General features: G+C 43.9%; 18 protein-coding genes. 7 read left to right on the forward strand and 11 right to left on the reverse strand.

What is annotated here, in order from left to right; translation table 11 throughout:
• Positions 1-63 precede the first annotated feature (63 nt).
• Positions 64-426, reverse strand: a complete 363-nt coding sequence (locus tag BCT49_RS15775; protein WP_102436449.1) for a DUF3024 domain-containing protein — start codon at positions 424-426, stop codon at positions 64-66.
• A gap of 252 nt (positions 427-678) precedes the next feature.
• Between BCT49_RS15775 and BCT49_RS15780 the strand changes: the two genes are divergently transcribed.
• A complete protein-coding gene (locus BCT49_RS15780) occupies positions 679-1,494 on the forward strand; it encodes a phosphate ABC transporter substrate-binding protein (protein WP_102436451.1) in 816 nt (271 codons plus the stop codon).
• A 191-nt stretch (positions 1,495-1,685) separates the two neighbouring features.
• Here BCT49_RS15780 and BCT49_RS15785 read toward each other — a convergent pair whose 3' ends face one another.
• The 3 genes from BCT49_RS15785 to BCT49_RS15795 form a co-directional block, all read right to left on the reverse strand.
• Positions 1,686-2,372: a MaoC family dehydratase gene (locus BCT49_RS15785; protein WP_065111383.1), complete on the reverse strand. Its 687-nt coding sequence runs from the start codon at positions 2,370-2,372 to the stop codon at positions 1,686-1,688.
• 339 nt (positions 2,373-2,711) lie between these two features.
• Positions 2,712-5,864, reverse strand: coding sequence for an efflux RND transporter permease subunit (locus BCT49_RS15790; RefSeq protein WP_102436453.1), 3,153 nt, complete (start codon positions 5,862-5,864; stop codon positions 2,712-2,714).
• A 12-nt stretch (positions 5,865-5,876) separates the two neighbouring features.
• Entirely contained in the window at positions 5,877-7,016 is a 1,140-nt protein-coding gene (locus BCT49_RS15795; RefSeq protein WP_102436455.1) for an efflux RND transporter periplasmic adaptor subunit, read from the reverse strand.
• Positions 7,017-7,274: 258 nt separating this feature from the next.
• Here BCT49_RS15795 and BCT49_RS15800 point away from each other — a divergent pair, with 258 nt between their 5' ends.
• Entirely contained in the window at positions 7,275-7,718 is a 444-nt protein-coding gene (locus BCT49_RS15800) for a dCMP deaminase family protein (RefSeq protein WP_102436457.1), read from the forward strand.
• Positions 7,719-7,788: 70 nt separating this feature from the next.
• Here BCT49_RS15800 and BCT49_RS15805 read toward each other — a convergent pair whose 3' ends face one another.
• The 3 genes from BCT49_RS15805 to pepT all read right to left on the reverse strand — a co-directional run bounded on the left by BCT49_RS15805 (position 7,789) and on the right by pepT (position 10,585).
• A complete protein-coding gene (locus tag BCT49_RS15805; protein ID WP_102436459.1) occupies positions 7,789-8,661 on the reverse strand; it encodes a mechanosensitive ion channel family protein in 873 nt (290 codons plus the stop codon).
• Positions 8,662-8,808: 147 nt separating this feature from the next.
• A complete protein-coding gene (locus BCT49_RS15810; protein WP_102436461.1) occupies positions 8,809-9,276 on the reverse strand; it encodes a DM13 domain-containing protein in 468 nt (155 codons plus the stop codon).
• Positions 9,277-9,352: 76 nt separating this feature from the next.
• Positions 9,353-10,585, reverse strand: a complete 1,233-nt coding sequence (gene pepT, locus BCT49_RS15815) for a peptidase T (RefSeq protein WP_102436463.1) — start codon at positions 10,583-10,585, stop codon at positions 9,353-9,355.
• A 349-nt stretch (positions 10,586-10,934) separates the two neighbouring features.
• Here pepT and BCT49_RS25920 point away from each other — a divergent pair, with 349 nt between their 5' ends.
• From BCT49_RS25920 to BCT49_RS15825, 3 genes are all read left to right on the forward strand, one after another.
• Entirely contained in the window at positions 10,935-11,081 is a 147-nt protein-coding gene (locus BCT49_RS25920) for a hypothetical protein (protein ID WP_198595871.1), read from the forward strand.
• A gap of 349 nt (positions 11,082-11,430) precedes the next feature.
• Positions 11,431-12,483, forward strand: a complete 1,053-nt coding sequence (locus tag BCT49_RS15820; protein WP_102436465.1) for an aldo/keto reductase — start codon at positions 11,431-11,433, stop codon at positions 12,481-12,483.
• A 211-nt stretch (positions 12,484-12,694) separates the two neighbouring features.
• Entirely contained in the window at positions 12,695-13,429 is a 735-nt protein-coding gene (locus BCT49_RS15825; protein ID WP_017099786.1) for an RNA methyltransferase, read from the forward strand.
• Positions 13,430-13,525: 96 nt separating this feature from the next.
• On the opposite strand, the gene fdxA is transcribed toward BCT49_RS15825, so the two are convergent.
• Positions 13,526-13,849, reverse strand: a complete 324-nt coding sequence (fdxA, locus tag BCT49_RS15830; RefSeq protein WP_050650887.1) for a ferredoxin FdxA — start codon at positions 13,847-13,849, stop codon at positions 13,526-13,528.
• Positions 13,850-14,107: 258 nt separating this feature from the next.
• On the opposite strand from fdxA, the gene BCT49_RS15835 reads away from it, so the two are divergent.
• Positions 14,108-15,739: an NAD(P)/FAD-dependent oxidoreductase gene (locus tag BCT49_RS15835; protein WP_102436466.1), complete on the forward strand. Its 1,632-nt coding sequence runs from the start codon at positions 14,108-14,110 to the stop codon at positions 15,737-15,739.
• A gap of 119 nt (positions 15,740-15,858) precedes the next feature.
• On the opposite strand, the gene BCT49_RS15840 is transcribed toward BCT49_RS15835, so the two are convergent.
• From BCT49_RS15840 to bluB, 3 genes are all read right to left on the reverse strand, one after another.
• Entirely contained in the window at positions 15,859-17,319 is a 1,461-nt protein-coding gene (locus tag BCT49_RS15840; RefSeq protein ID WP_102436468.1) for a hypothetical protein, read from the reverse strand.
• A gap of 199 nt (positions 17,320-17,518) precedes the next feature.
• A complete protein-coding gene (locus BCT49_RS15845; RefSeq protein ID WP_102436470.1) occupies positions 17,519-19,174 on the reverse strand; it encodes an ABC transporter substrate-binding protein in 1,656 nt (551 codons plus the stop codon).
• 136 nt (positions 19,175-19,310) lie between these two features.
• Positions 19,311-19,967, reverse strand: coding sequence for a 5,6-dimethylbenzimidazole synthase (gene bluB, locus BCT49_RS15850; RefSeq protein WP_102436472.1), 657 nt, complete (start codon positions 19,965-19,967; stop codon positions 19,311-19,313).
• Between the two features lie 167 nt (positions 19,968-20,134).
• On the opposite strand from bluB, the gene BCT49_RS15855 reads away from it, so the two are divergent.
• On the forward strand, positions 20,135-21,331 hold the full coding sequence (locus BCT49_RS15855; RefSeq protein WP_010431064.1) for a DEAD/DEAH box helicase: 1,197 nt from the start codon (positions 20,135-20,137) through the stop codon (positions 21,329-21,331).
• The last annotated feature ends 72 nt before the right edge of the window (positions 21,332-21,403 follow it).

The following is a 21,403-nucleotide window of genomic DNA, read 5'->3' on the forward strand; positions in this document are numbered from 1 at the left end:
ATTCACTATGCCACTTCAGTTGGGTGAACCAAGACTCAACCACCGCCAGAACCAAGACCGTGACTAGGACCAAAAATAAGACTTAGGATCTTTTTCTATTTCAGACAGAATAGCATCAAGGTCCTTAGATTTAGGAAGGTAGGGATAAGGTCCCCAATTAACGGAATCGGTGCTGACTTCAGTTTCAAGTGGCACCATCACCAGCCAACAAGATAATGACTCATCAAAGGTAACGCAGGCGATCTCGTTGGTATAATCACTATGGGATGAGTCGAGCAGATAATGCGCCTGAGAGAACAGCACACCGCCCTCACACTCTTCAAATAGGGATTTGCCTAGCTCGACAGGTAAACTGCGATTTCGAGAAGTACAGAGCCTTTCAGCCCCAATTAAAAGCCGGTTAAGTTCTATATGAATGACGGACATAACACCCCTTCTAACTTCATAGAAATTCAATAAGTCGCTAATTTCTCTCATTAGCTTAGGACTCAACCAACATTTTAGCGAACAAGGGCGAACAAAATACCAACCTTGCTCTCATATCCTCTCTTATCTGGTAAAGCAGTCCTACGTTCATGAACCAGCCCAGCTCTCATAAAGCATGAGTATAGAATTTCACAAAAGTGTCATATAACCGACCTATCATATGCGACAAATGTTATTAATTAGGAGTTGTTTATGTTACGAGTCGCGCTTGCCTCTCTTTTATCCTTGGCCCTGTCTTCTCACGCTGCTTTTGCACAAGAAACCAATATTTCGGGCTCCACTTCTGTTGCGCGAGTGATGGATGTATTAGCAGAGGAGTACAACAAGACTCATCCTGATAATTACATCGCGGTTCAGGGCATAGGCTCGACAGCTGGCATTACCATGGTGAATAAAGGTGTGGCGGATGTTGGTATGAGCTCACGCTACTTAACTGATCGTGAACAGAACGAAAAGTTGAAGGTATTTCCAATTGCCTTTGACGGCCTAGCAGTCGTAACAAACCGTTCAAACGGTGTGAATAACATCACTCGTGAACAGCTGTTCGATATCTACAAAGGTAAGGTAACCAATTGGAAACAAGTGGGCGGAGCGGATCAACCTATCGCGGTTGTGACTCGTGAAGCTTCTTCTGGTTCACGCTACAGCTTTGAAAGCTTACTGGGTTTAACGAAAATCATTAACGACCGTCTAGTGTCTGACATCAACCCAAATAACTTGGTTGTAAACAGCAACAGCATGGTAAAGACGATTGTTAACCATAACCCACACGCCATTGGTTTTATCTCTGTTGGTTCTGTAGACCATTCGATTAAAGCGATTACGTTTGAAGGCATTGAACCAACATCAAAGAACATTGCTAACCACAGCTACGAATTGGCTCGTCCATTTTTGTTACTGCACAAAACAGATGAAGTTTCAGATGAAAGCAAAGATTTCATTAAGTTCGTGAAGTCAAAGCAAGGGCAAGATCTGATCGAAGAATACGGCTACACACGCATTAAGTAGCTACACGCGTATTAAGTAAGATAAGGGCTTTTGGGCTTTTGGGCTTTTGGGCTTTTGGGCTTTTGATTATGTGAATAACGCTGTGATGTCGATTTGATATGACACAAACAAAAAAGAGAGAGCATTAAGCTCTCTCTTTTTTTTGGAATCTATAATCTTCGTTTGAGAATCATTTATCTTAAAACAGAGTATTAGAAATGAAGTTGAATCACCGACACAATCACTGCACCAGGGCGACGAACCCCTTCGATTTCTACGCGGATTTCGCGTTCAATCTCTAGACCCTTTTTAATCGGCGTTACTTTTGTCAACGTGCTCTTAGCGCGAACGTTGCTGCCTGACTTAACAGGGTAAGGAAAACGAACTTGGTTAAGACCAATGTTCACAACCATTTTAGCCGTTGGGAATTGAGATTTATCTGGATCAACGCTGTCAGTCAATCTAGGAAGAAGAGACAAAGTTAAAAAGCCATGAGCGATAGTCGTTTTGAAAGGTGAATCCGTTTCTGCCTTAGAAGGCTCAGTATGGATCCACTGCATATCTTCAGTCACTAAACCAAACTGGTTAATGCGCTCTTGACTTACATTAATCCAATCGCCAGTATGAATAACTTCACCGATCTGCTGATTAAGCTCATTCAACACAAGTTGTGCTTCAGGCTTAATTTCGATCGGCTTCTCGATCGGCATAACTGGTGCATCTTCATTTACTGCAGGTTGGTGGTGATCACGAACCCATGCGAAGAAATGACTATTTTGCGTGCGGTTCAGGAAGTCGCCCCAATACTCTCTAAGAGCTGGAGACATCCATTGCATAAACTCTGAGTGTTGCGAAGAAACGCTATCGCCTCGGTGTTTAAATAAATCAATGACCTTCATAAGAACCTCAGTGCACAAAAAATTTCAATATAACGTGTTAATTTTGAAACACTTCACACTATTGTGCAAATGTTTTCGAGCGTACAAACGTTAGCTGAACCACCACTTCCAATTAAATATCAATAACTTAAAAATAAAACATCATTTTATTAGACACCTAATTTTAGAGTGTTAACTCCATCACATAATAAACATCTGATTATATAAACTACTTTTTTATTCACGTTCGGAATAAGAAAAAGGCTTAGCATCACACTAAGCCTTATTTTTCGTAAGGGAATAATTTTTATAAGGAAACGATTTCTATAAGAAAATCGTTCCTATGAGTAAAAGGTTTCTTTACTCATCATCGAGTGGAATCAACTTAGTGTTACCACCGTGTGCTTTTTCACGCTTACGCTGCACAAATGCATAGAAACCTGGAATCAAGAAGGTACCAGCCAGTAACACACATAGCAGACCGCCGATCAGGGAAATACCCAACGAGTTCTGACTCACGTGACCTGCACCAGCAGCGAAGATCAATGGGAAGATACCCAATATAAACGACCAAGACGTCATATTTACAGCACGGAAACGTAGCGTACCGCCCTTCACTGCCGCATCTTCAATTGACGCATCTTTGTCTTCACGCTCAACCTTCGCGAATTCCACAATCAAGATTGCGTTCTTCGCGGCCAAGGCTATCAAGAGTACCAAACCTATCTGCGCATAGAGGTTAAGCGGCGTTCCAGTCAGGTTCAAAGCTAAGAAGGAGCCTAACGTCGCGACAGGAACAACTAAGATAATCGCTATAGGGATCGTCCAACTCTCGTACTGAGCCACCATGAACAAGTAAATGAAGATCAATGCCAGTGCAAAAGCGAAAATCGCTTGGTTACCAGCAAGCACTTCTTGATACGCCATACCTGTCCATTCGTACTGATAACCCTGAGGTAATACATCTGCCGCAACACGTTCCATCGCTGCAATCGCATCACCACTTGAGTAACCTTCTGCAGGTTGACCTTGAATCACCGCACTGCGGTACATGTTGTAACGCCATGCCACATCTGGTTCAAAGATTTGGTCGTACGTTACTAATGTACTTAGCGGGATCATTTCACCATTAGACGAGCGTACGTGGAACCGTTGTAGGTCATCCATGCTGCTACGGTGTTCGCTGTCCGCTTGCATTGTTACACGGAAGTTCTTACCAAACATGGTGAAATCGTTCACGTAAAGCGAACCTAGATTACCTTGTAATGTTTGGAATATTTCCGACAACGGAATACCGAGTTGCTGCGCTTTCTCACGATCGATGTCGACATAGTAGTGAGGCACGTTGGCACGGAACGTACTGAATGTGTGTGAAATCTCAGGCTGTTTCGTCGCCTCAGCAATCACGTCATTCATTACCATCGCCAGATCAGTCCGGCTACGACCCAGTGTGTCTTCGAGAACAAATTCGAAACCAGAAGCTGCGCCCATACCTGGAACTGCAGGTGGCCCCATAGCAAAAACGATAGCTTGAGGAAGTTCAGTGGCCGCTCGACCGTTAATACGTTGCGAGATAGCTTGAGCTGAATGCTCACCATCTAACGCATTACGCATGTCCCAATCGTGTAGTTTGATAAATAGCGACGCACCATTTGACGCAGAAGCGCCTGTCATGAATGCATAACCATTAACCAAAGTCACACCATCAACGCCTGGCTCTTGCTCAACCATTTCAAGCAATTGCTCAGTCACGTCTTCTGTACGAGACAGAGACGCAGCATCTGGCAACTGAACGTTAACCAGCAAAATACCTTTATCTTCTTGAGGAACGAACGCCGTTGACGTTGTTTTCGAGAAGTAAGTCACCGCAGCCAAAGCAACCACGAAGAAAGTGAACAGCAGAACGCCTTTCTTAACTAAGAAGCCAGCAATTTGACCGTACTTATTGGTTACAGATTCTAGACCACGATTAAACGCTTGGTACCAGCGAGCCGTGTTACCACCACCCTGCTTAAGAACCAATGAACACAATGCCGGAGACAAGGTCAGAGCGTTAATCGACGAGATAACAACCGCGATACAGATAGTCAGAGCGAACTGACGATACATAATACCGGTAATACCTGGCAGCATCGCTACTGGGATGAATACCGCTAGTAGAACCAAAGTTGACGTAACAATCGGGCCTGTTACTTCTTTCATCGCAATAAGCGTTGCTTTACGAGGAGAGATCGTTGGATCTTTGGCCATCGTTGTATCAACGTTTTCGATAACCAAGATCGCATCATCTACCACGATACCAATCGCCAATATCAAACCAAACAGAGTTACCGTGTTGATGGTAAAGCCCGTCATCTGCATGATGGCAAAAGTACCGATCAACGACACAGGAATCGCAACTACAGGAATCAAGGTCGCACGCGCACTGCCCAAGAACAGATACGTAACCGCGATAACCAGCAAGATAGCTTCGATCAGCGTTTTCACTACGCCCTTAATCGACTCTGCAACGAAAACCGTTGTGTCGTAACTCGCTTCGTAAGCAACACCTTCTGGGAAGTTTTTGCTTAGGTTATCCAGCATCGCCATTACCGCTTTACCACTTTCCAATGCGTTTGCATCAGACTGTAGAGAAAGCGTTACGATTGAAGCGTCTTGACCACGGTATTTACCGTTACCGTCGTAGAACTTCTTACCCAGTTCAACACGAGCAACATCTTTCAGATAAACGGTTGAGCCATCTTGGCTTGCACGAAGTACCACGTTCTCAAATTCGTCCGCCGTTTCAAGACGACCTTTGGTCACTAAGTTAAACTGAACTTCTTGAGGGTTGGCATAAGGTGCAGCACCAATACGACCCGCCGCGACTTGAACGTTTTGTTCCGCCAACGCAGCATGGACATCTGATGTCGTTAGGTTCAAGTTGGCCATTTTTTCTGGGTCCAACCAAACACGCATCGAATATTCGCCGCCACCTAGTACGTTCACTTCACTAATACCCGACACACGTGCCAACTGGTCTTTAATGTTTAAGTTTACGTAGTTGATCAGGAATTGGTCATCGTACTCACCATTTGGAGAGTAGAAGTTCAATACCATCAAAAGGTCAGGAGAACGCTTCTTAACCGTTACACCTACCATTCTTACTTCTTGAGGAAGCTTCGATTCGATTTGAGCAACTCGGTTTTGAACGTTGACCTGAGCCATATCTGGGTCAGTACCAACGTCAAACGTCACGTTAAGGTTGTAAGAACCATCGTTCGCACTTTTCGAAGACATGTAGATCATATCTTCTACCCCGTTGACCGAAGTCTCTATCGGGTCGGCAATCGCTTGTTCTACTACCTCTGCACTTGCACCTGTGTAGTAAGCCATAACGCTTACAGAAGGCGGGCTAATTTTTGGATATTCAGCCACCGGCAAGATAGCGAGCGAGATCGCACCTGCCAGTGTCAATATAATGGATATAACAAGGGCGAATTTAGGCCTTTGTATAAAGAAACGACTTAACATAGATTAGGGCCCTTACTCACTTTTTTCTGAAGCTGCAGGTTGAATACGTACCGCCATACCGTTACGAACTCGCTGCAAACCCTGAGTGAGAACAGAGTCACCCTGCCCTAAACCAGAAAGAATGATCACACCATTGGCAACTTGGCGTCCCATTTCAATATTGCGACGCTCGGCAATCGGTGATTCACCACCTTCAACCAGCAGCATCACAAAATCACCCTCAAGGTCGGTTTGAACCGCACGTCTTGGGATGGTCACCACGTCGATAGACTGTTTTTCTCTAAGATTGACACGAACGTGTTGGCCTGGAAGCAGTTGTTGTTCAGGGTTATCAGCGATAGCACGCATTGCGATCGTACCTGTATTCAGGTTGATGCGGTTACCTAAGAAATCGAGCTTACCTAAGTGTTCGAATGCTTCACCGTTTTCCAGCATGATCTGCACTTCAACACGATCAGAATCGCTGCTGCCATCGCCTTCAATACGGTCCATACCTAACGCTAAACGTTCACGCTCACTGATACTGAAAGACGCATGAATCGGGTCTAAGCTCACCAACGTAGTTAATACGCCAGCCGAAGGAGACACTAGGTCACCGTGGCTCACTTTAGTATCACTAATACGGCCTGAGAAAGGTGCTACGATTCGGGTATGAGAAAGCTGGACATTCGCCGCATTCAATTGTGCGTTGCTTGCTTCAAGTTGAGCTTGAGAGCCCAATAAAGAAGCGGTTAAAGCATCAAATTCCGATTGAGAAATACTGCCTTTCGGAAGTAGATTCTTACCACGGTTGAAATCAAGTTCGGCTTTTTTAAGATTCGCATTAGCTTGAGCTACAGACGCTTTTGCACTGGCTACTTCAGCTTCGAATGATGATGGCTCGATCGAATACAGCAGTTGACCTTTTTCGACCATTTGGCCTTCATCAAAATGACGGCCTTTTAGGTAGCCTGAAACCTGCGCAGTGATCGCCGTGTCTTCAACGGCCTCAATACGACCGATGTACGACTTACTTTGCTGGTGAGAAATAACGCTAACATCCTGTACAGCTACGAGAGGTAAAAGCGCTTGCTTGGCATTCTGAGCATCTTGCCCACATCCAGCAAGAATTAGAGAGCTTGCAAGAGCCGTAAGGATTAACTTTTTACGCATGGTTATACCGTCACTTATGAGAAATTGAACAGCATAAAAGTTACGTAACACAAATGTCTAAAATGTCCGAGGAATATCAATTATCACTTGAAAAGTGTTTCAACGTGTAACCAGAAACCTGATGCTTATAAAACACTTACAAATAAATAACAAATTTATCCCAAATAGCCTCTTCGCACACTTAGTAGCTAGGTGTTTTGATTAACATCATGTATCTTCACACATAAGCATTCATATTTAATGACTAGGGTAATTCACATGATCTCAAAATGGGCTAAACGTTTTTATCAAATGGCTGAGCTTGTTGGTTCTTGGAGTAAAGACCCATCAACTCAAGTTGGCGCGGTGATCACCAAGCACAACCGTATCGTCTCAGTAGGTTTCAACGGCTACCCTCATGGCGTATCTGACAGTGCTGACACTGACGACCGTGAAATGAAATACCTCAAGACGCTGCATGCGGAAGAAAATGCGATCTTGTTTGCGAAGCGTGATTTAGACAGCTGTGAAATTTGGGTAACCCATTTCCCTTGTCCAAACTGTGCAGCAAAAATTATCCAAACGGGTATTTCTGCGGTTCACTGCCCAGAGCAAAGCGAAGACTTCCTCTCTCGTTGGGGAGATAAGATCAAAGTTAGCCAAGATATGTTCGAACAAGCTGGCGTACAAGTTGATTGGTTACCACTCGCTGAGCTGGATTAATCATTCACAAATAGCTAGACCCCAAATACAAAAAAGCCGAGAGTCGATATATTCGATCTCGGCTTTCTTTTTATTCAGACTTACTAGCTTCTAGCACAGTATTAGTCACTGGGGGAAATGCCAACGCGTAAGCTTCCATGAAGTCTTTACGAATATCTTGCTCTAGATGAATCGCCTTTTCTGTCGGGCAGAAAATCATAAAATGCACTTCTTGCTCACCGGTAGAACTGCTCGTGATATGAATATGAGGCTCAGAACCAGGAAGATCGACACCGGCATGTTTCTCGATCACACCATTATAACGACGGGCAACATCGATAAACTCTTCACAATGCTCTTCAATTTTCACGATAAGATCCGGCACCATTGGGTATAGATTGACAAAGTCTTTTACCGTCACAAAAAAGTTGTGATAAACATAGCGCTTCATGAAGTTGAGGTTCTTTACCGGATAAGTGAAGAACATGCTGTTAGGTAGCGTGGCGGTCTTGCCAGTGAAATGGTATTGCCCGTGATATAAATCGATTTCTTGAATCACAGTCGCCATCAAATTGTGCTCAATCACCTCACCACTGATCTTCCCTACCTCAATCCAATCACCAATTCGGAATGAGCGAGAACTGGCACGCTGAATAGAGCCTGTGAAACAGAGAATGATCTCTTTTGAAGCCACGACTATCGCCACCGCAATAGCCGTAACAGACAGCGCAAATTCGCTGATTTCAGATTTCCACAGCACAAACAAAGTGACCATAATAATGGCAAACGTACCGTTCTTGGTGCGTGACATCCAATTACGTTGGTCTTCACTTAGAAAAGCGACATCACCACGGATTCGAGACAAAGTGATTCGTCGGATTATTAAAATAATGCAGATGATCAGTGCACTAAAAATAAACTTATGAGCGAGTAGGAAATCTATTACTTGCCACATCTTTTCCATTACTTATTCCTTTAGCATTACATTTATAACGACGAACATTAAAACCATTAGCTTTACAACGATTGACGCAACTTAGAAACGCATTATAAAAAAGCGCTCAAAAATAGAGCGCTTTCTTTCATGCCTAAATCAGCTTAGGTAAGGCTATCATTTTATCTTGGCAGAAGTAATAAATTGGCCAAAAGTTTCACACCAAATCACAACCGTATTAAATCGATTAAGATCAGTACCTTCGGGAAGTTCAACCATAAACCGGTCAAATGTTTTCACGTCTCCGACTCGAAGTAACTCGCTCTTGCTGTCATTGAAGATTTGTTCGGTTTCGATAAACTTAGGTGATAGGTAAACCTTATAATCCGGCCCCGGCGCCAATTCACCTTCAAAAGCTATCGCACTTTCAGAGACAGAGACGATGCCCTCTCCCCAATGCAAAAAGTCACTGTCTTGTCGGTCTTTGCTGAACTCACCTGTATAGATCGCCTGCTGACTGATCGCTTCAACAGAACTTGAGGAAGGAGAATCAGGCTCAATCAAGATAGGTAGTGCGTAGACACCAAGCCCAAAACCAAAAGCACCCACGGCTAAGTGGGTGCAAAGTAAAACTAACTTTTTCATCGCGTACTCCCTTATGCTTAAAGAGAGTATTAATGAATACTCTCAAAAATACAAAGAGATATCGCGTTTTAGGCGGCTATTTTTGATAGTGAATAGCGGTACGTTGAGAGAGTTTCACAATCACTTCTACCGCTTGTTCCATGCCTTGAATGGTAATGAACTCATGAATACCGTGGAAGTTGTAGCCGCCAGTAAAGATATTCGGACACGGTAGCCCCATGAAAGATAAGCGAGCGCCGTCAGTTCCGCCTCGTATAGGTTTGATCATTGGCTCAACATCGCACTCAATCATCGCTTGTTTGGCCAACTCGATAATATGTTGATGTGGTTCAACCATCTCTTTCATATTGAAGTAACTATCGGTAAGCACTAACTCAACACGACCTTTTTCTAGACGTTCGTTCAGTTCATCGACTTTCTGTTGCATGAATACTTTACGAGCTTCTACGCCTTCACGCTCAAAGTCACGGATGATGTAACCCAGTTCAGAACGAGCAACGCCCATTTCAGCCGATTTCAGATGATAAAAACCTTCATAACCTTCTGTGCACTCAGGTGTTTCTTGTGCTGGCATCATCAATTGGAATTGCGCCGCAAGGTTCATCGCGTTGACCATCTTACCTTTTGCGGTCCCCGGATGAACGTTTACGCCATGACAGATAACATCGGCGCTCGTGGCATTGAAGTTCTCAAATTCCAACTCGCCGACTGGACCACCATCAATGGTGTACGCCCACTCTGCACCGAACCTCTCAACATCAAACAGGTTCGCACCACGACCAATTTCTTCATCTGGCGTGAAACCGATGCAAATGTCACCGTGTTTGATGTCTGGATTCGCTTTTAGGTGAGCAATCGAACTGATGATCTCAGCGATACCCGCCTTGTTGTCGGCACCAAGCAGAGTCGTGCCATCGGTTGTGATCAGGTCATGACCATGCAGGGCATCAAGGTCTGGGTATTGGCTTGGATTTAAACATTCGCCACTTGTGCCTAATTCAATCGTTCCACCTTGGTAATCTTTAATCACCTGCGGCTTCACGTTTGCACCTGAAGCATCAGGGGCGGTATCCATATGCGCGACAAAACCTATAGCCGGCACTAGATAATCAACATTCGACGGCAGTTTCGCCATCAAATATCCATTTTCATCTAAAGAAACATCAACTAGCTCTAATGCGATCAGTTCTGACTTTAAAGCTTCAGCAAACGTGATTTGACCCGGTGAACTTGGGCACTGCTGATTAGAAGGATCGGATTTGGTATCAAAAGTAACGTAATTCAGAAAACGTTCTACAAGCTTTTCCATAATTCATTTCACCATGGATTAAGTAATTGATTTACTGACTTAATACTTAATATAGGTAAGTATTTTATTGTTAGGGAATTACCTACGCAGAGTCAGTCGCGAGGCTTTTCATCTTACGCCCCTGACCATGTATGTAATTGCTCTAAATCATTATTGTGCGAAATTAGACAAGCTTCCTATACTTGAAATCAGAGGGTTTCGTCAGTTCAATATTGCATACGGATGATAAGAGATCGCTTTGTACGCATTCTACGCCCTCCGCTCTCAGCCTATAAAAAGTACAAAGTGGATGATGATCACAATTTATCCTTGATGCAGAATCTGTCATACGTTACACGGAGACACAGTTATGACGATTAATAAGTATTTCATTTTCTCTCCTCAAGCATCAGAGGAAACACTTCAACCAGTATTAACTGAGAAAGAAGTTCAAAGACAGGAAGCACTAAGGCACGCGCAAACCCAGGGTGGGCTTGATTCAAACGCGACCTCGTAACTTAATCAATACTCAGAACGTATTTATAGAACCCCTAAAAAAGAGCTCTACTTCACTATGATGTAGAGCTCTTTTGTCTCTGACCTTTTCCCCCATTCCCATGCCGTTCCATTAAAGCACCAACACTATTAACACCTTGTTATCTATCACGTCTTTTGTTTGTTGCTTCTCAATCATCCAGCTAACTCATTCGTTGCATTGAGAAATGACTCATTAAACTTGCCCAATCCATACCTTGTCGTGTCATTTTGTGCTAATAATTCATATTCGTTTTCATTCCTCACTCGCCCTCTTTTCAAACACTTTTATGCGAGAACCAGAGAACTTAACCACAGGAATCCCGAATTCAATGGAATACTCAAAACTAGGAAGTAGTCAAATTCCCGTTTCCCGAATCTGTCTTGGTAGCATGACTTGGGGGCTGCAAAATACGCAACAGCAAGCCGACCAACAGATCGAGTACGCGCTAAGCCAAGGTATTAACTTTATCGACACTGCAGAAATGTACGCAGTTCCGCCTTCCCCTGATACCTACGGCAAAACAGAAGCCATCATTGGTAACTGGTTATCGCGTCACCCGCAGCGTCGCCAAGAGCTGATCATTGCGAGCAAAATAGCAGGGCCGGGACTTCCTTGGGTTCGAGATGGAGCCCCGATAACGGGTGAAGCCGTAATCGCAGCAGTTGATGCGTCATTAAAACGCCTACAAACTGACTATATCGACCTATATCAACTGCATTGGCCAAATCGAACGACGCCTCACTTTGGCAAACAATTCCCAAATCAAATTCGCTTCAGTGATATCGACCGAAAGCAGCATGAAGCGGAGATGCTGGAGATCCTTCAAGCGCTAGCGAGCTGCATTAAAGCCGGAAAGATTCGTCATGTCGGCCTTTCAGATGACACTACTTGGGGCATCAATACGTACCTCAAACTGAGCGAAAAACACGATTTACCGCGTATGGTCTCTATTCAGAATGAATTCAGCCTACTTCACGGGAAAGACTGGCCGTATTTAATTGAAAACTGCGTGCATGAAGATGTCGCTTACCTGCCTTGGTCGCCTTTAGCCGGAGGAATGCTCAGTGGAAAATACATTGATGGAGCAAGACCGGAAGGCAGCCGCTGGACCTACATGCAACGCAAAGGCATTTTCCGTGACACTGAATCGGCCAATGAAGCAGTAAAAGGGTATGTTGAAGTCGCAAACACTCATGGATTTACACCAAGCCAGCTTGCATTGGCATGGTGTAACCAAGTTGATGGTGTTACCTCTACCATTATTGGCGCAACGACCATGGAGCAGTTGAAAGAGAATGTGGCGGCTTTCAGTAAGCCACTGTCAGAAGAGATCCTTGCTGATATCAACACCGTGTTTAAGCGCTACCCTGTTCCGTATTAAGCTGTCGGTTTACGTAGCCTTCACAGTTAACCTAACCTTCTCGGTTTAGCGAGACTTAGGTAAGTAAATCACATAAGAGCGCGCTATTTAGTGCGCTTTTCTTTTGTAAGTGGGTCGCTTTCGCTTTTTATGTGGATCGCATTGAGCTATCTCGCTTTTGGTTCTCCAACCTTTGCTCTATAATGCGCGGGCTTATATCTAGGATAAAAACATGATTTCAAAAAACCAATTAAAACTCCTTCGTGCTTTGGGCCAAAAGAAACAACGTAAAGCCCACGGCTTGTTTCTAGTTCAAGGTGAAAAGAACGTTCTTGAGCTGTTCAATAGTGACTTAGTCGTTAAGAACGTCTTTGCTACGGCTGATTTCTTATCTGAAAATCACGCATCACTGTTTGAGTTTGATTGTGTTGAAGCTTCGCTGGATGATCTGACCAAAGCGAGTACTTTGGTAAGTAACAATGCAGCGATTGCTGTTGTTGAGATTCCAACATTTGAACTGCCAAAAGCAACTGGGTTGATGATTGCACTTGATGGAGTTTCAGACCCGGGCAACCTAGGTACGATTATTCGTGTAGCAGACTGGTATGGCATCAAGCATATCGTTGCAAGCAGCGATTGTGCAGACCCATACAACCCTAAAACGATCAGTGCGACCATGGGCAGCTTTGGCCGAGTACACGTAAGCCAAACAGACTTACCTGAATACTTAGAGCAAGCGAACCTGCCTGTTTACGGTGCGTTCTTAGAGGGCGAAAGTGTTCATAAGACAGAATTTACTGCCAACGGCATTTTGCTGATGGGCAGTGAGTCTCACGGCATTCGTGAGCACGCCGCTAAATACGTGACTGATAAAATTACGATTCCAGCATTCGGTGGTGCAGAGTCTCTGAATGTAGCAATGGCGACAGGTATTATTCTCGACAACATGCGTCGTCAGCATAGCTAACTCTCATAAGCTAACGAGCCAGTCGACAGTGTTCAGATATTAAAAAGGCGTATTGATTAAATCAGTACGCCTTTTTATTTGAGTTCTTTTCAGCAATTACTTTTCTAGCATTGCCAACTTATCAGCGACACCATTCCACTTTTCAGCTTCATCCATCGGTGCTTTTACTTCCGTTTGTACCGGCCAGATCTCTGCAAGCTCAGCATTCACTTCAATAAAGATCTTTTGATCTTCTGGCAGTTCATCTTCTTGGAAGATCGCTTGAGCGTCGCATTCAGGTACACATAAACCACAATCAATGCATTCGATTGGGTTGATTACCATGAAATTCGGGCCTTCATGGAATGCATCTGCGGGGCATACCGCCACACAGTCTGTGTATTTACATTGAATACAGTTATCGCCTACGACAAATGCCATGATGCTCTGCTCTATAAGTTAGTCAAAATTGAAGAATGGAGGATAATACTCATCCCAAGGCAAAATTCAACATCATACGGCTCTAATATCGTGTCTATTTGCTCCATGTTTCCAAATTAGTATGACAGATAAATCAATTTCTCGTAAAATGCGCGCCATTGTGAGCTTACTGCTTCTTTGAAACCTCGGCTTTTACACTCAGCTTTACAGGTTCAATAAGCGGTCTAGCTAAGACACCTACAAAGACGAGACATCGAAATGATACGTTTAACCGAAATTAAACTCCCTCTAGACCACGAAGAATCAGCTGTTCAAGCCGCTATTGAAGCGAAACTTGGTATCAATGCTGATCAAATTATCTCTTTTAATATCTTTAAACGTGGCTACGATGCTCGTAAGAAATCGAAGATCCTGCTTATCTACACGCTTGATGTTCTCGTTGAAAACGAAGCTGAGCTGTTAGAGCAATTCATTAGCGACCCGCACGTAAAAGTAACGCCTGATATGGCTTACAAATTCGTGGCTAAAGCGGTTGAGAACCAAACTGAGCGCCCTGTCGTTATCGGTTTTGGCCCTTGTGGTCTGTTCGCAGGTCTAGTGCTTGCTCAAATGGGCTTCAACCCAATCATCGTTGAGCGTGGCAAAGAAGTTCGTGAACGAACTAAAGATACCTTTGGTTTCTGGCGTAAGCGTACTCTGAACACAGAATCAAACGTGCAGTTTGGTGAAGGTGGCGCAGGTACATTCTCTGACGGTAAGCTATACAGCCAAGTTAAAGATCCAAAGCACTACGGCCGTAAGGTAATCGAAGAATTCGTTGCTGCTGGCGCACCAGAAGAAATTCTATACGTAAGTAAGCCACACATCGGTACCTTTAAACTGGTTACCATGATCGAAAAGATGCGTGCTACTATCATTGAGCTAGGTGGTGAAATCCGCTTCAGCACTCGCGTAGACGACGTTCACATGGAAGATGGTCAAATCACTGGCTTAACGCTTTCTAACGGTGAAGAGATTAAATCTCGCCACGTTGTACTGGCTGTTGGCCACAGTGCTCGTGATACGTTTGAAATGCTGCACGAACGTGGCGTTTACATGGAAGCGAAGCCTTTCTCTGTTGGTTTCCGTATCGAACACAAGCAAGCGATGATCGATGAAGCTCGCTTCGGTAAGAACGCAGGTAACCCTATCCTAGGTGCTGCGGACTACAAACTCGTTCACCACTGTAAGAATGGCCGCACTGTATACAGCTTCTGTATGTGCCCAGGTGGTACTGTGGTTGCAGCGACTTCGGAAGAAGGCCGCGTAGTAACAAACGGGATGAGCCAATACTCTCGTGCAGAGCGCAACGCAAACAGCGCAATCGTTGTGGGTATCGACCCAGAACGTGATTACCCAGGTGACGCACTAGCAGGTATCCGTTTACAACGTGAGTTAGAAAGCGCTGCTTATGTTCTAGGTGGCGAGAACTACGATGCCCCTGCACAGAAAATTGGAGACTTCCTGAAAGGTCGCGATCCAAGTGAAATCGGTGAAGTAAAACCATCATTCACGCCGGGTATCCACCTAACGGACATTTCAAAAGCTCTGCCTGATTTTGCTATCGAAGCAATTCGTGAAGCAATCCCAGCGTTCGAGAAGAAGATCAAAGGCTTCTCTACGCCAGACGGCCTACTAACAGGTGTTGAGACGCGTACGTCTTCTCCTGTATGCATCAAACGTGGCAAAGACTACCAAAGCATCAACCTTAAGGGCTTCTTCCCTGCAGGTGAAGGCGCAGGCTACGCAGGTGGCATCCTATCTGCTGGTATCGATGGTATTAAAGCTGCGGAAGCACTAGCACTGTCTATGGTAGAACAGAACCAAGCTGAGAAGATTGAGATCGCGTAAGTACTTTCGATAAAGCGAAGATAGATAGCAACCAAAACTAAAAATCCAGTGTCTTGTAGACACTGGATTTTTTATTGCATAAAGGCATCTAGAATTATTAAGTAACGACTTCGTCAGCGTTACTTACAAGTGTCTTTTGACCAATTCACACCATCATATGAACATTCAAATCGACTTGTTCCATTCTGATAATAGTAATTTTTAGTCCAGTTACCTTGAGAGTCTTTAGACGTTATCGTTTGAGTATAATCAAACGGGGTATTTTCAATGTACGCATATTTATGTCTATTCCAACTATCAGAGCCATACGACGCATTATCATTGAAATCTACTGATAGGTAATCTAGCGCATCAAAGTCACTGCGAGATACGTTATCCAATGTATCCCCTAGATCAACCCACTCAGGGTGTGGTGCGTTATTCTCAAAATTAAATTTCGCTTGTACCTGAGTAGACTGATCTTTGTAATCACCGACAATATCTGCCGTCAAGGTTTGCATAAAGCCCGCCCCAACGTCTTGACCAGAGCAACTTTCCCAATCAGGTTGTTGAGACCACCCACGGTTCATCACGCCAAAGGTAGTCAATGAGTTAGGCAGAACTTGCTGCTTGATGGTCTCTTGCACCGAACATGAATATTCCGTTCCATCGCTACTCAATGAGAACCAAGCTTCCTTGTCATACTCTAAGCCATTTTTCTTCTGGCCATTGCGCTCAATATGTTTATTTAAAACCAGTTCTGTCTGCAGATCAGCTGACACTTCATGTTCAATAACAATCAGCTTGTCAGCGGTCATCACTGTTTTAACTTTATACCACTTATTTATTTCGTTCTTCTTAGCGTAATCCCAATGCTCCCAGTAATAATCAACATAAGCTTGTTGGGCTTTTGGATTCTCTTTTTGAATCTCTTTGGTCTCTTGATACGACTTTTTGATAGCCGGCATCATTTTTTGCGCTAAGTCATAGAGCTCAGTATCTTGGTCTTTAACGAAATCACCGTACAAGTCCTCAACTGCGATGTTGTATCGATTGGCAATTCGGAAGTCATGCTCTTTCACATTTTGGATAATGCTATTTTGGGTGTTCACAGCTTGCTTCAAAGCTGAACAACTGTTTAAGCCACCTTTGTGCAAATCAGCTTGAATCTCGTTCCATAACACTGTGGTTAATGGTGTCGTTGACTTGATTTCTAAATCAGAACTCACCGTCATGACTGGCGGAAATACTAACTGATAAGGTTCAGTAATCGGCGAGTTTGGGCTATCCGCATCAATTGCGCCGACCGGTACATTCACTACGATTGGTGCGTAGTCCATACAGTCCGAGTTAGAGCCCGTTAAAGACAATTCATAGCTGCCTTCATCGTCTGTGATGCTGCTTGGTTCACCTTCATCTAATACACCATTATAATTGATGTCCAAAAACGCGGTCGCCCCTGAAATATAACCATCGATAGCCACACCTTGTAAGGTTTTTGTTTGAGGAGCGGGAGCACTGGAACTGCTACCACCGCCTCCTCCGCCACAAGCCGTAAGGCCACCAACGATAAGTGCGATAGAAATAAGCTTAAGTTTCATTCGATGAGATCCTAATGAAATAGATTAATAAGTAGAACTGTCATTGGGGGGATGACCGAGAATGACTTTTATAGTCATGATGAGTCATAGTAACGATTGGTATTTAAAAGAAACATGAAAGGGTGATAGGCAATTCATGCATGTTTTCATTTTGACCAAGACGCTATAAAAGAAGGGAATACACTCAAAAATAGATTAATTACTTCTCGCTAGAAGATATCCAAAGCTTGTAAAAATCGCTGTAGCCAGTTTTGTTTATCTCTACGCCATGAACCTCAACACTGTTAGACACCTTCTCTTTACCATGAAACAACGGACAAAGTAGCTTCTGTTGATAAAGCGAATGTTCAATTTGTTTCAACCTGTCAATTGGATTATCGCCACTGACGGCTGATCGAACTATCTCGCAATGCTCCTTCATCTCAGAGCTATTAAAAATAAATCTGAGTCCAGATGCAGCAAGTAACCAATCGTAAAGGCCATAATCTTTTGGCTGTTCAATAATTTCTTCGATAAATAACAGATCTGCTGACTCACTCATTGAGCTAGGGTCACTAATATTAGGAAGCTCAACGACTTCCATAGTGATGCCAGTCTTTGCAATAGTTTGCTGCAGCCAGTCCGCCATATCTTGAAGCAAAGGAATCGTCATTTTAGGTCGTGTTAATACAACGGTTCCCGTCAAAGTGGGAGTGAGGAGACTGCTCGTTAATTTGCTAGGCGAGAAAGACAAGTCGTCCGTCATCATATCGGCGTCAAACTCTTTACTGCTGGATTTGATAAACAATACCAAGCTGTCTAAGTCATCAGAGGTAATTCCTGAGCCTTCCCTGCGATTAACCGCAAGGTACGAAAGTGCATTGATAGTGGTTTCTTCTGCAACGCCAGATCTATTAAAACTCAGGGTGTGATCGTTTAGGCCCTCGATGTCGGTAAGCGTTATCTGTTCTAACAAAGCATTTTGAGCAAAATAGCCACGATGACGTTTTAGAACGAGGCGTTCTTCGCTCCAATCGTCTAATGAGAAAGGACCCGTTCCCATATAGGCACTGCGCCCACTAGAGAAATACGTTCGCTTACAACGATAAATAGACGCGTGTGCACTACACAGCGCATATATAAACATAGGATTTGCATGTGCCAGCTCGATAGTCAGTTGTTTATCACCAACCACTTGAACATCACTGACCTGCTCAAATAAAGACTGTACAGGGCCATCGATACTTTTTAACCGTAACAAGCATTGAGCAACATCTTTCGCACTTAACGTATCGCCGTCATGGAATAGCACATTCGGCCTTAACCAAAAATGCAGAAAGCGACCTTCTATCTTCCAATGGTGTGCGAGGCTGGCTTGGGGGTTCCCCTCATGATCTTGAACTAATAAAGTATTGTAGATACTTCTTAATATTTGATGTTCAGCGATTCTGTATGTTCTAGCAGGTTCAAGATTATCAACCCACGGGTATTGAGTAATCAGCAAATGCTCATGCTGTTCATTGAACAGACTATGTTTTTCAGTCGCTAGTGTCAGTGCCTTTATCGCTGCTGCCCCATAGCTTTCTAGAAGGCGAGGAATAACGTTAAAGCGGCCGTGCTCTAACTGCAGCGCTAATACTTGCTCTAATGCTTCCGAGAAGCTAACCAAGATCTTAAATTGACTAAGTTTCCCTCTCCCTTTAGACGGAATCCAACAAATCCAGTGGTACTCAGATAAGCATTTCAGAACTATCGAGGTGTTTCTGCGCGAAGTCGACAGCGAATGCTCTAGATCATCGATCGTGAGATGGTACTCTTCACCTAATTCGTACTTTGTAGTAAGTTGTTGAAGTCTACGTAAGTTAGCGTCGTTCATTGGATTCCAGGCTAGAGCGGTGAATCAAGTGTCATTAATATCAGCACGGGTTTATAAATTCAACTTTATACTGAAATATCAGTAACGAGCTTTGGTATTTAATATCAATATATTACGAAGACATCAAAGCCTTGAATCACTCAGCTTTATTTGGATTCCACTTCCCTTCATGAATCGCTGAATTAACGTCCCTTCTTGGTAACCAACCCATGGTTTCGAGTTCAGGTTTATCTTTGAAGTGGTCTACGTATCCGATACACAGATACGCCACGATATCGATGTTTTCTGGGATATCTAATGCGTCTCGCAGTGTTGAGTCGTGAAGAATGCTCACCCACCCTAAGCCTAGGTTCTCGGCTCTTGCTGCGAGCCATAGGTTTTGAACCGCACACACGGTGCTGTACAAATCCATCTCTTGTTTGATGGTTCTACCCAACACAACCTTTCCTGTTCGGTTGCGGTCGCAAGTCACGCAGATACCAATAGGTGATTCGACGATTCCTTCAAGCTTTAGACGCTTATACATCGACTGCTTTTCATCGGTGAACATTTCCGCGGATTCCGCATGAGCCTGATTAAAACCGGCTTTAATTTGTTGCTTGGTTTCGATATCACGAACAACGACAAAATCCCAAGGCTGCATAAAACCGACACTAGGCGCATGGTGCGCTGCGGTTAGTACACGCATCAAAACGTCTTCTGGGATCTCATCAGGAAGAAACTGACCACGAACATCTCGGCGAGAAAAAATCGTTTTATATACTGCATCGCGTTCATTCGGCGTAATTTCCATACATCCCTGTCTTATCGTCGTCTTATTGAGCCAGTATTATCCAACTAAAGTGTCTATGTTACTAGCGGTACACAAGCAACATGGTAGAATGCCGCCATTAATCTTATCCTTGTATAAGATTGTTAAACCTTTCCATCGCTATTTAGCCAAATCATACCGAGAAACTTATGCCATTTTCCAAGCTTGGATTAAGCTCACCTATTGTTAAAGCCGTTGCAAAACAAGGCTATGAAAAGCCAACCTCTATTCAAGAAAAAGCAATTCCGATTGTGCTTTCTGGTAAGAACCTTATTGCTGCTGCACAAACAGGTACAGGTAAAACTGCGAGCTTTGTTCTCCCTATCTTAGAAATGCTAAGTAAAGGTGAAACACAACGTAAAAAACGCATTCGTGCTGTTATTCTGACACCAACTCGTGAACTTGCGATTCAGGTTGAGCAGAACATTACTAAGTACGCGAAGTTCCTAAACCTAACATCATTAGCGATGTACGGTGGCGTGTCTTACCAACACCAGAAAGATCGTCTTATTGAAGGCGTCGATATTCTTGTGGCAACACCAGGTCGTTTGATCGATATGTACGGACAGCGTGCCGTTCACTTTGATGAAGTTGAAGTTCTGGTTCTTGATGAAGCTGACCGCATGCTAGACATGGGATTCATCGAAGACATCAACAAGATCATCGCGCGTTTGCCACAAAACATTCAAAACCTGTTGTTCTCAGCAACGCTATCAACGCCAGTTCGTGCGCTAGCGAAAAGCGCAATCAGTGAAGCGGAAGAGATTTCTATCGCCAAAACTGACGCTTCTAAAGCGAACATCGAACAATGGCTAGTTACTGTAGATAAAGACCGTAAATCTGCGCTATTAAGCCACATGATCACTGATGGTGAGTGGGACCAAGCGCTTATCTTTATCGAAACTAAGCACGGCGCGGCTAAGTTGGTTGCTCAACTTGAAAAGCGTGGTATCCAAGCTGAAGCTTTCCACAGTGGACGTAGCCAAGCGATTCGTGAAAAGATTCTGGCTGACTTCAAGAAAGGTCGTCTAAAATATCTCGTTGCGACAGGTGTTGCTGCTCGTGGTATCGATATTGATAATCTAAGCCGCGTAGTGAACTACGACATCCCATTCCCTGCGGACGACTATGTTCACCGTATTGGTCGTACAGGCCGTGCTGATGCGTCTGGTGAAGCGATCTCTTTCCTATCGAAAGATAACTTCAAGAACCTGTGCATTATCGAGAAACGTCTTGGTCACTTGATTGAGCGTCGCGTAGTTGAAGGTTTCGAACCACGCAAAGAAGTACCAATCTCTGTATTGAACTTCGTGCCTAAAAAGAAAAGAGAACAGCAACAAGACTAAGTAATTTCAACGACAGAAATGCAAAAGTCGCGTTAGCCAAAATGAAAATAAAACGAAGCCACATAGGGCTTC

It is taken from the genome of Vibrio lentus (assembly GCF_002875945.1).
GTDB lineage: Bacteria > Pseudomonadota > Gammaproteobacteria > Enterobacterales > Vibrionaceae > Vibrio > Vibrio apostichopi.

Coding starts and splice junctions, on each gene's coding strand:
- BCT49_RS15775 (WP_102436449.1), bottom strand. CDS start 426: ATGTCCGTCATTCATATAGAACTTAACCGGCTTTTAATTGGGGCTGAA.
- BCT49_RS15780 (WP_102436451.1), top strand. CDS start 679: ATGTTACGAGTCGCGCTTGCCTCTCTTTTATCCTTGGCCCTGTCTTCT.
- BCT49_RS15785 (WP_065111383.1), bottom strand. CDS start 2,372: ATGAAGGTCATTGATTTATTTAAACACCGAGGCGATAGCGTTTCTTCG.
- BCT49_RS15790 (WP_102436453.1), bottom strand. CDS start 5,864: ATGTTAAGTCGTTTCTTTATACAAAGGCCTAAATTCGCCCTTGTTATA.
- BCT49_RS15795 (WP_102436455.1), bottom strand. CDS start 7,016: ATGCGTAAAAAGTTAATCCTTACGGCTCTTGCAAGCTCTCTAATTCTT.
- BCT49_RS15800 (WP_102436457.1), top strand. CDS start 7,275: ATGATCTCAAAATGGGCTAAACGTTTTTATCAAATGGCTGAGCTTGTT.
- BCT49_RS15805 (WP_102436459.1), bottom strand. CDS start 8,661: ATGGAAAAGATGTGGCAAGTAATAGATTTCCTACTCGCTCATAAGTTT.
- BCT49_RS15810 (WP_102436461.1), bottom strand. CDS start 9,276: ATGAAAAAGTTAGTTTTACTTTGCACCCACTTAGCCGTGGGTGCTTTT.
- pepT (WP_102436463.1), bottom strand. CDS start 10,585: ATGGAAAAGCTTGTAGAACGTTTTCTGAATTACGTTACTTTTGATACC.
- BCT49_RS25920 (WP_198595871.1), top strand. CDS start 10,935: ATGACGATTAATAAGTATTTCATTTTCTCTCCTCAAGCATCAGAGGAA.
- BCT49_RS15820 (WP_102436465.1), top strand. CDS start 11,431: ATGGAATACTCAAAACTAGGAAGTAGTCAAATTCCCGTTTCCCGAATC.
- BCT49_RS15825 (WP_017099786.1), top strand. CDS start 12,695: ATGATTTCAAAAAACCAATTAAAACTCCTTCGTGCTTTGGGCCAAAAG.
- fdxA (WP_050650887.1), bottom strand. CDS start 13,849: ATGGCATTTGTCGTAGGCGATAACTGTATTCAATGTAAATACACAGAC.
- BCT49_RS15835 (WP_102436466.1), top strand. CDS start 14,108: ATGATACGTTTAACCGAAATTAAACTCCCTCTAGACCACGAAGAATCA.
- BCT49_RS15840 (WP_102436468.1), bottom strand. CDS start 17,319: ATGAAACTTAAGCTTATTTCTATCGCACTTATCGTTGGTGGCCTTACG.
- BCT49_RS15845 (WP_102436470.1), bottom strand. CDS start 19,174: ATGAACGACGCTAACTTACGTAGACTTCAACAACTTACTACAAAGTAC.
- bluB (WP_102436472.1), bottom strand. CDS start 19,967: ATGGAAATTACGCCGAATGAACGCGATGCAGTATATAAAACGATTTTT.
- BCT49_RS15855 (WP_010431064.1), top strand. CDS start 20,135: ATGCCATTTTCCAAGCTTGGATTAAGCTCACCTATTGTTAAAGCCGTT.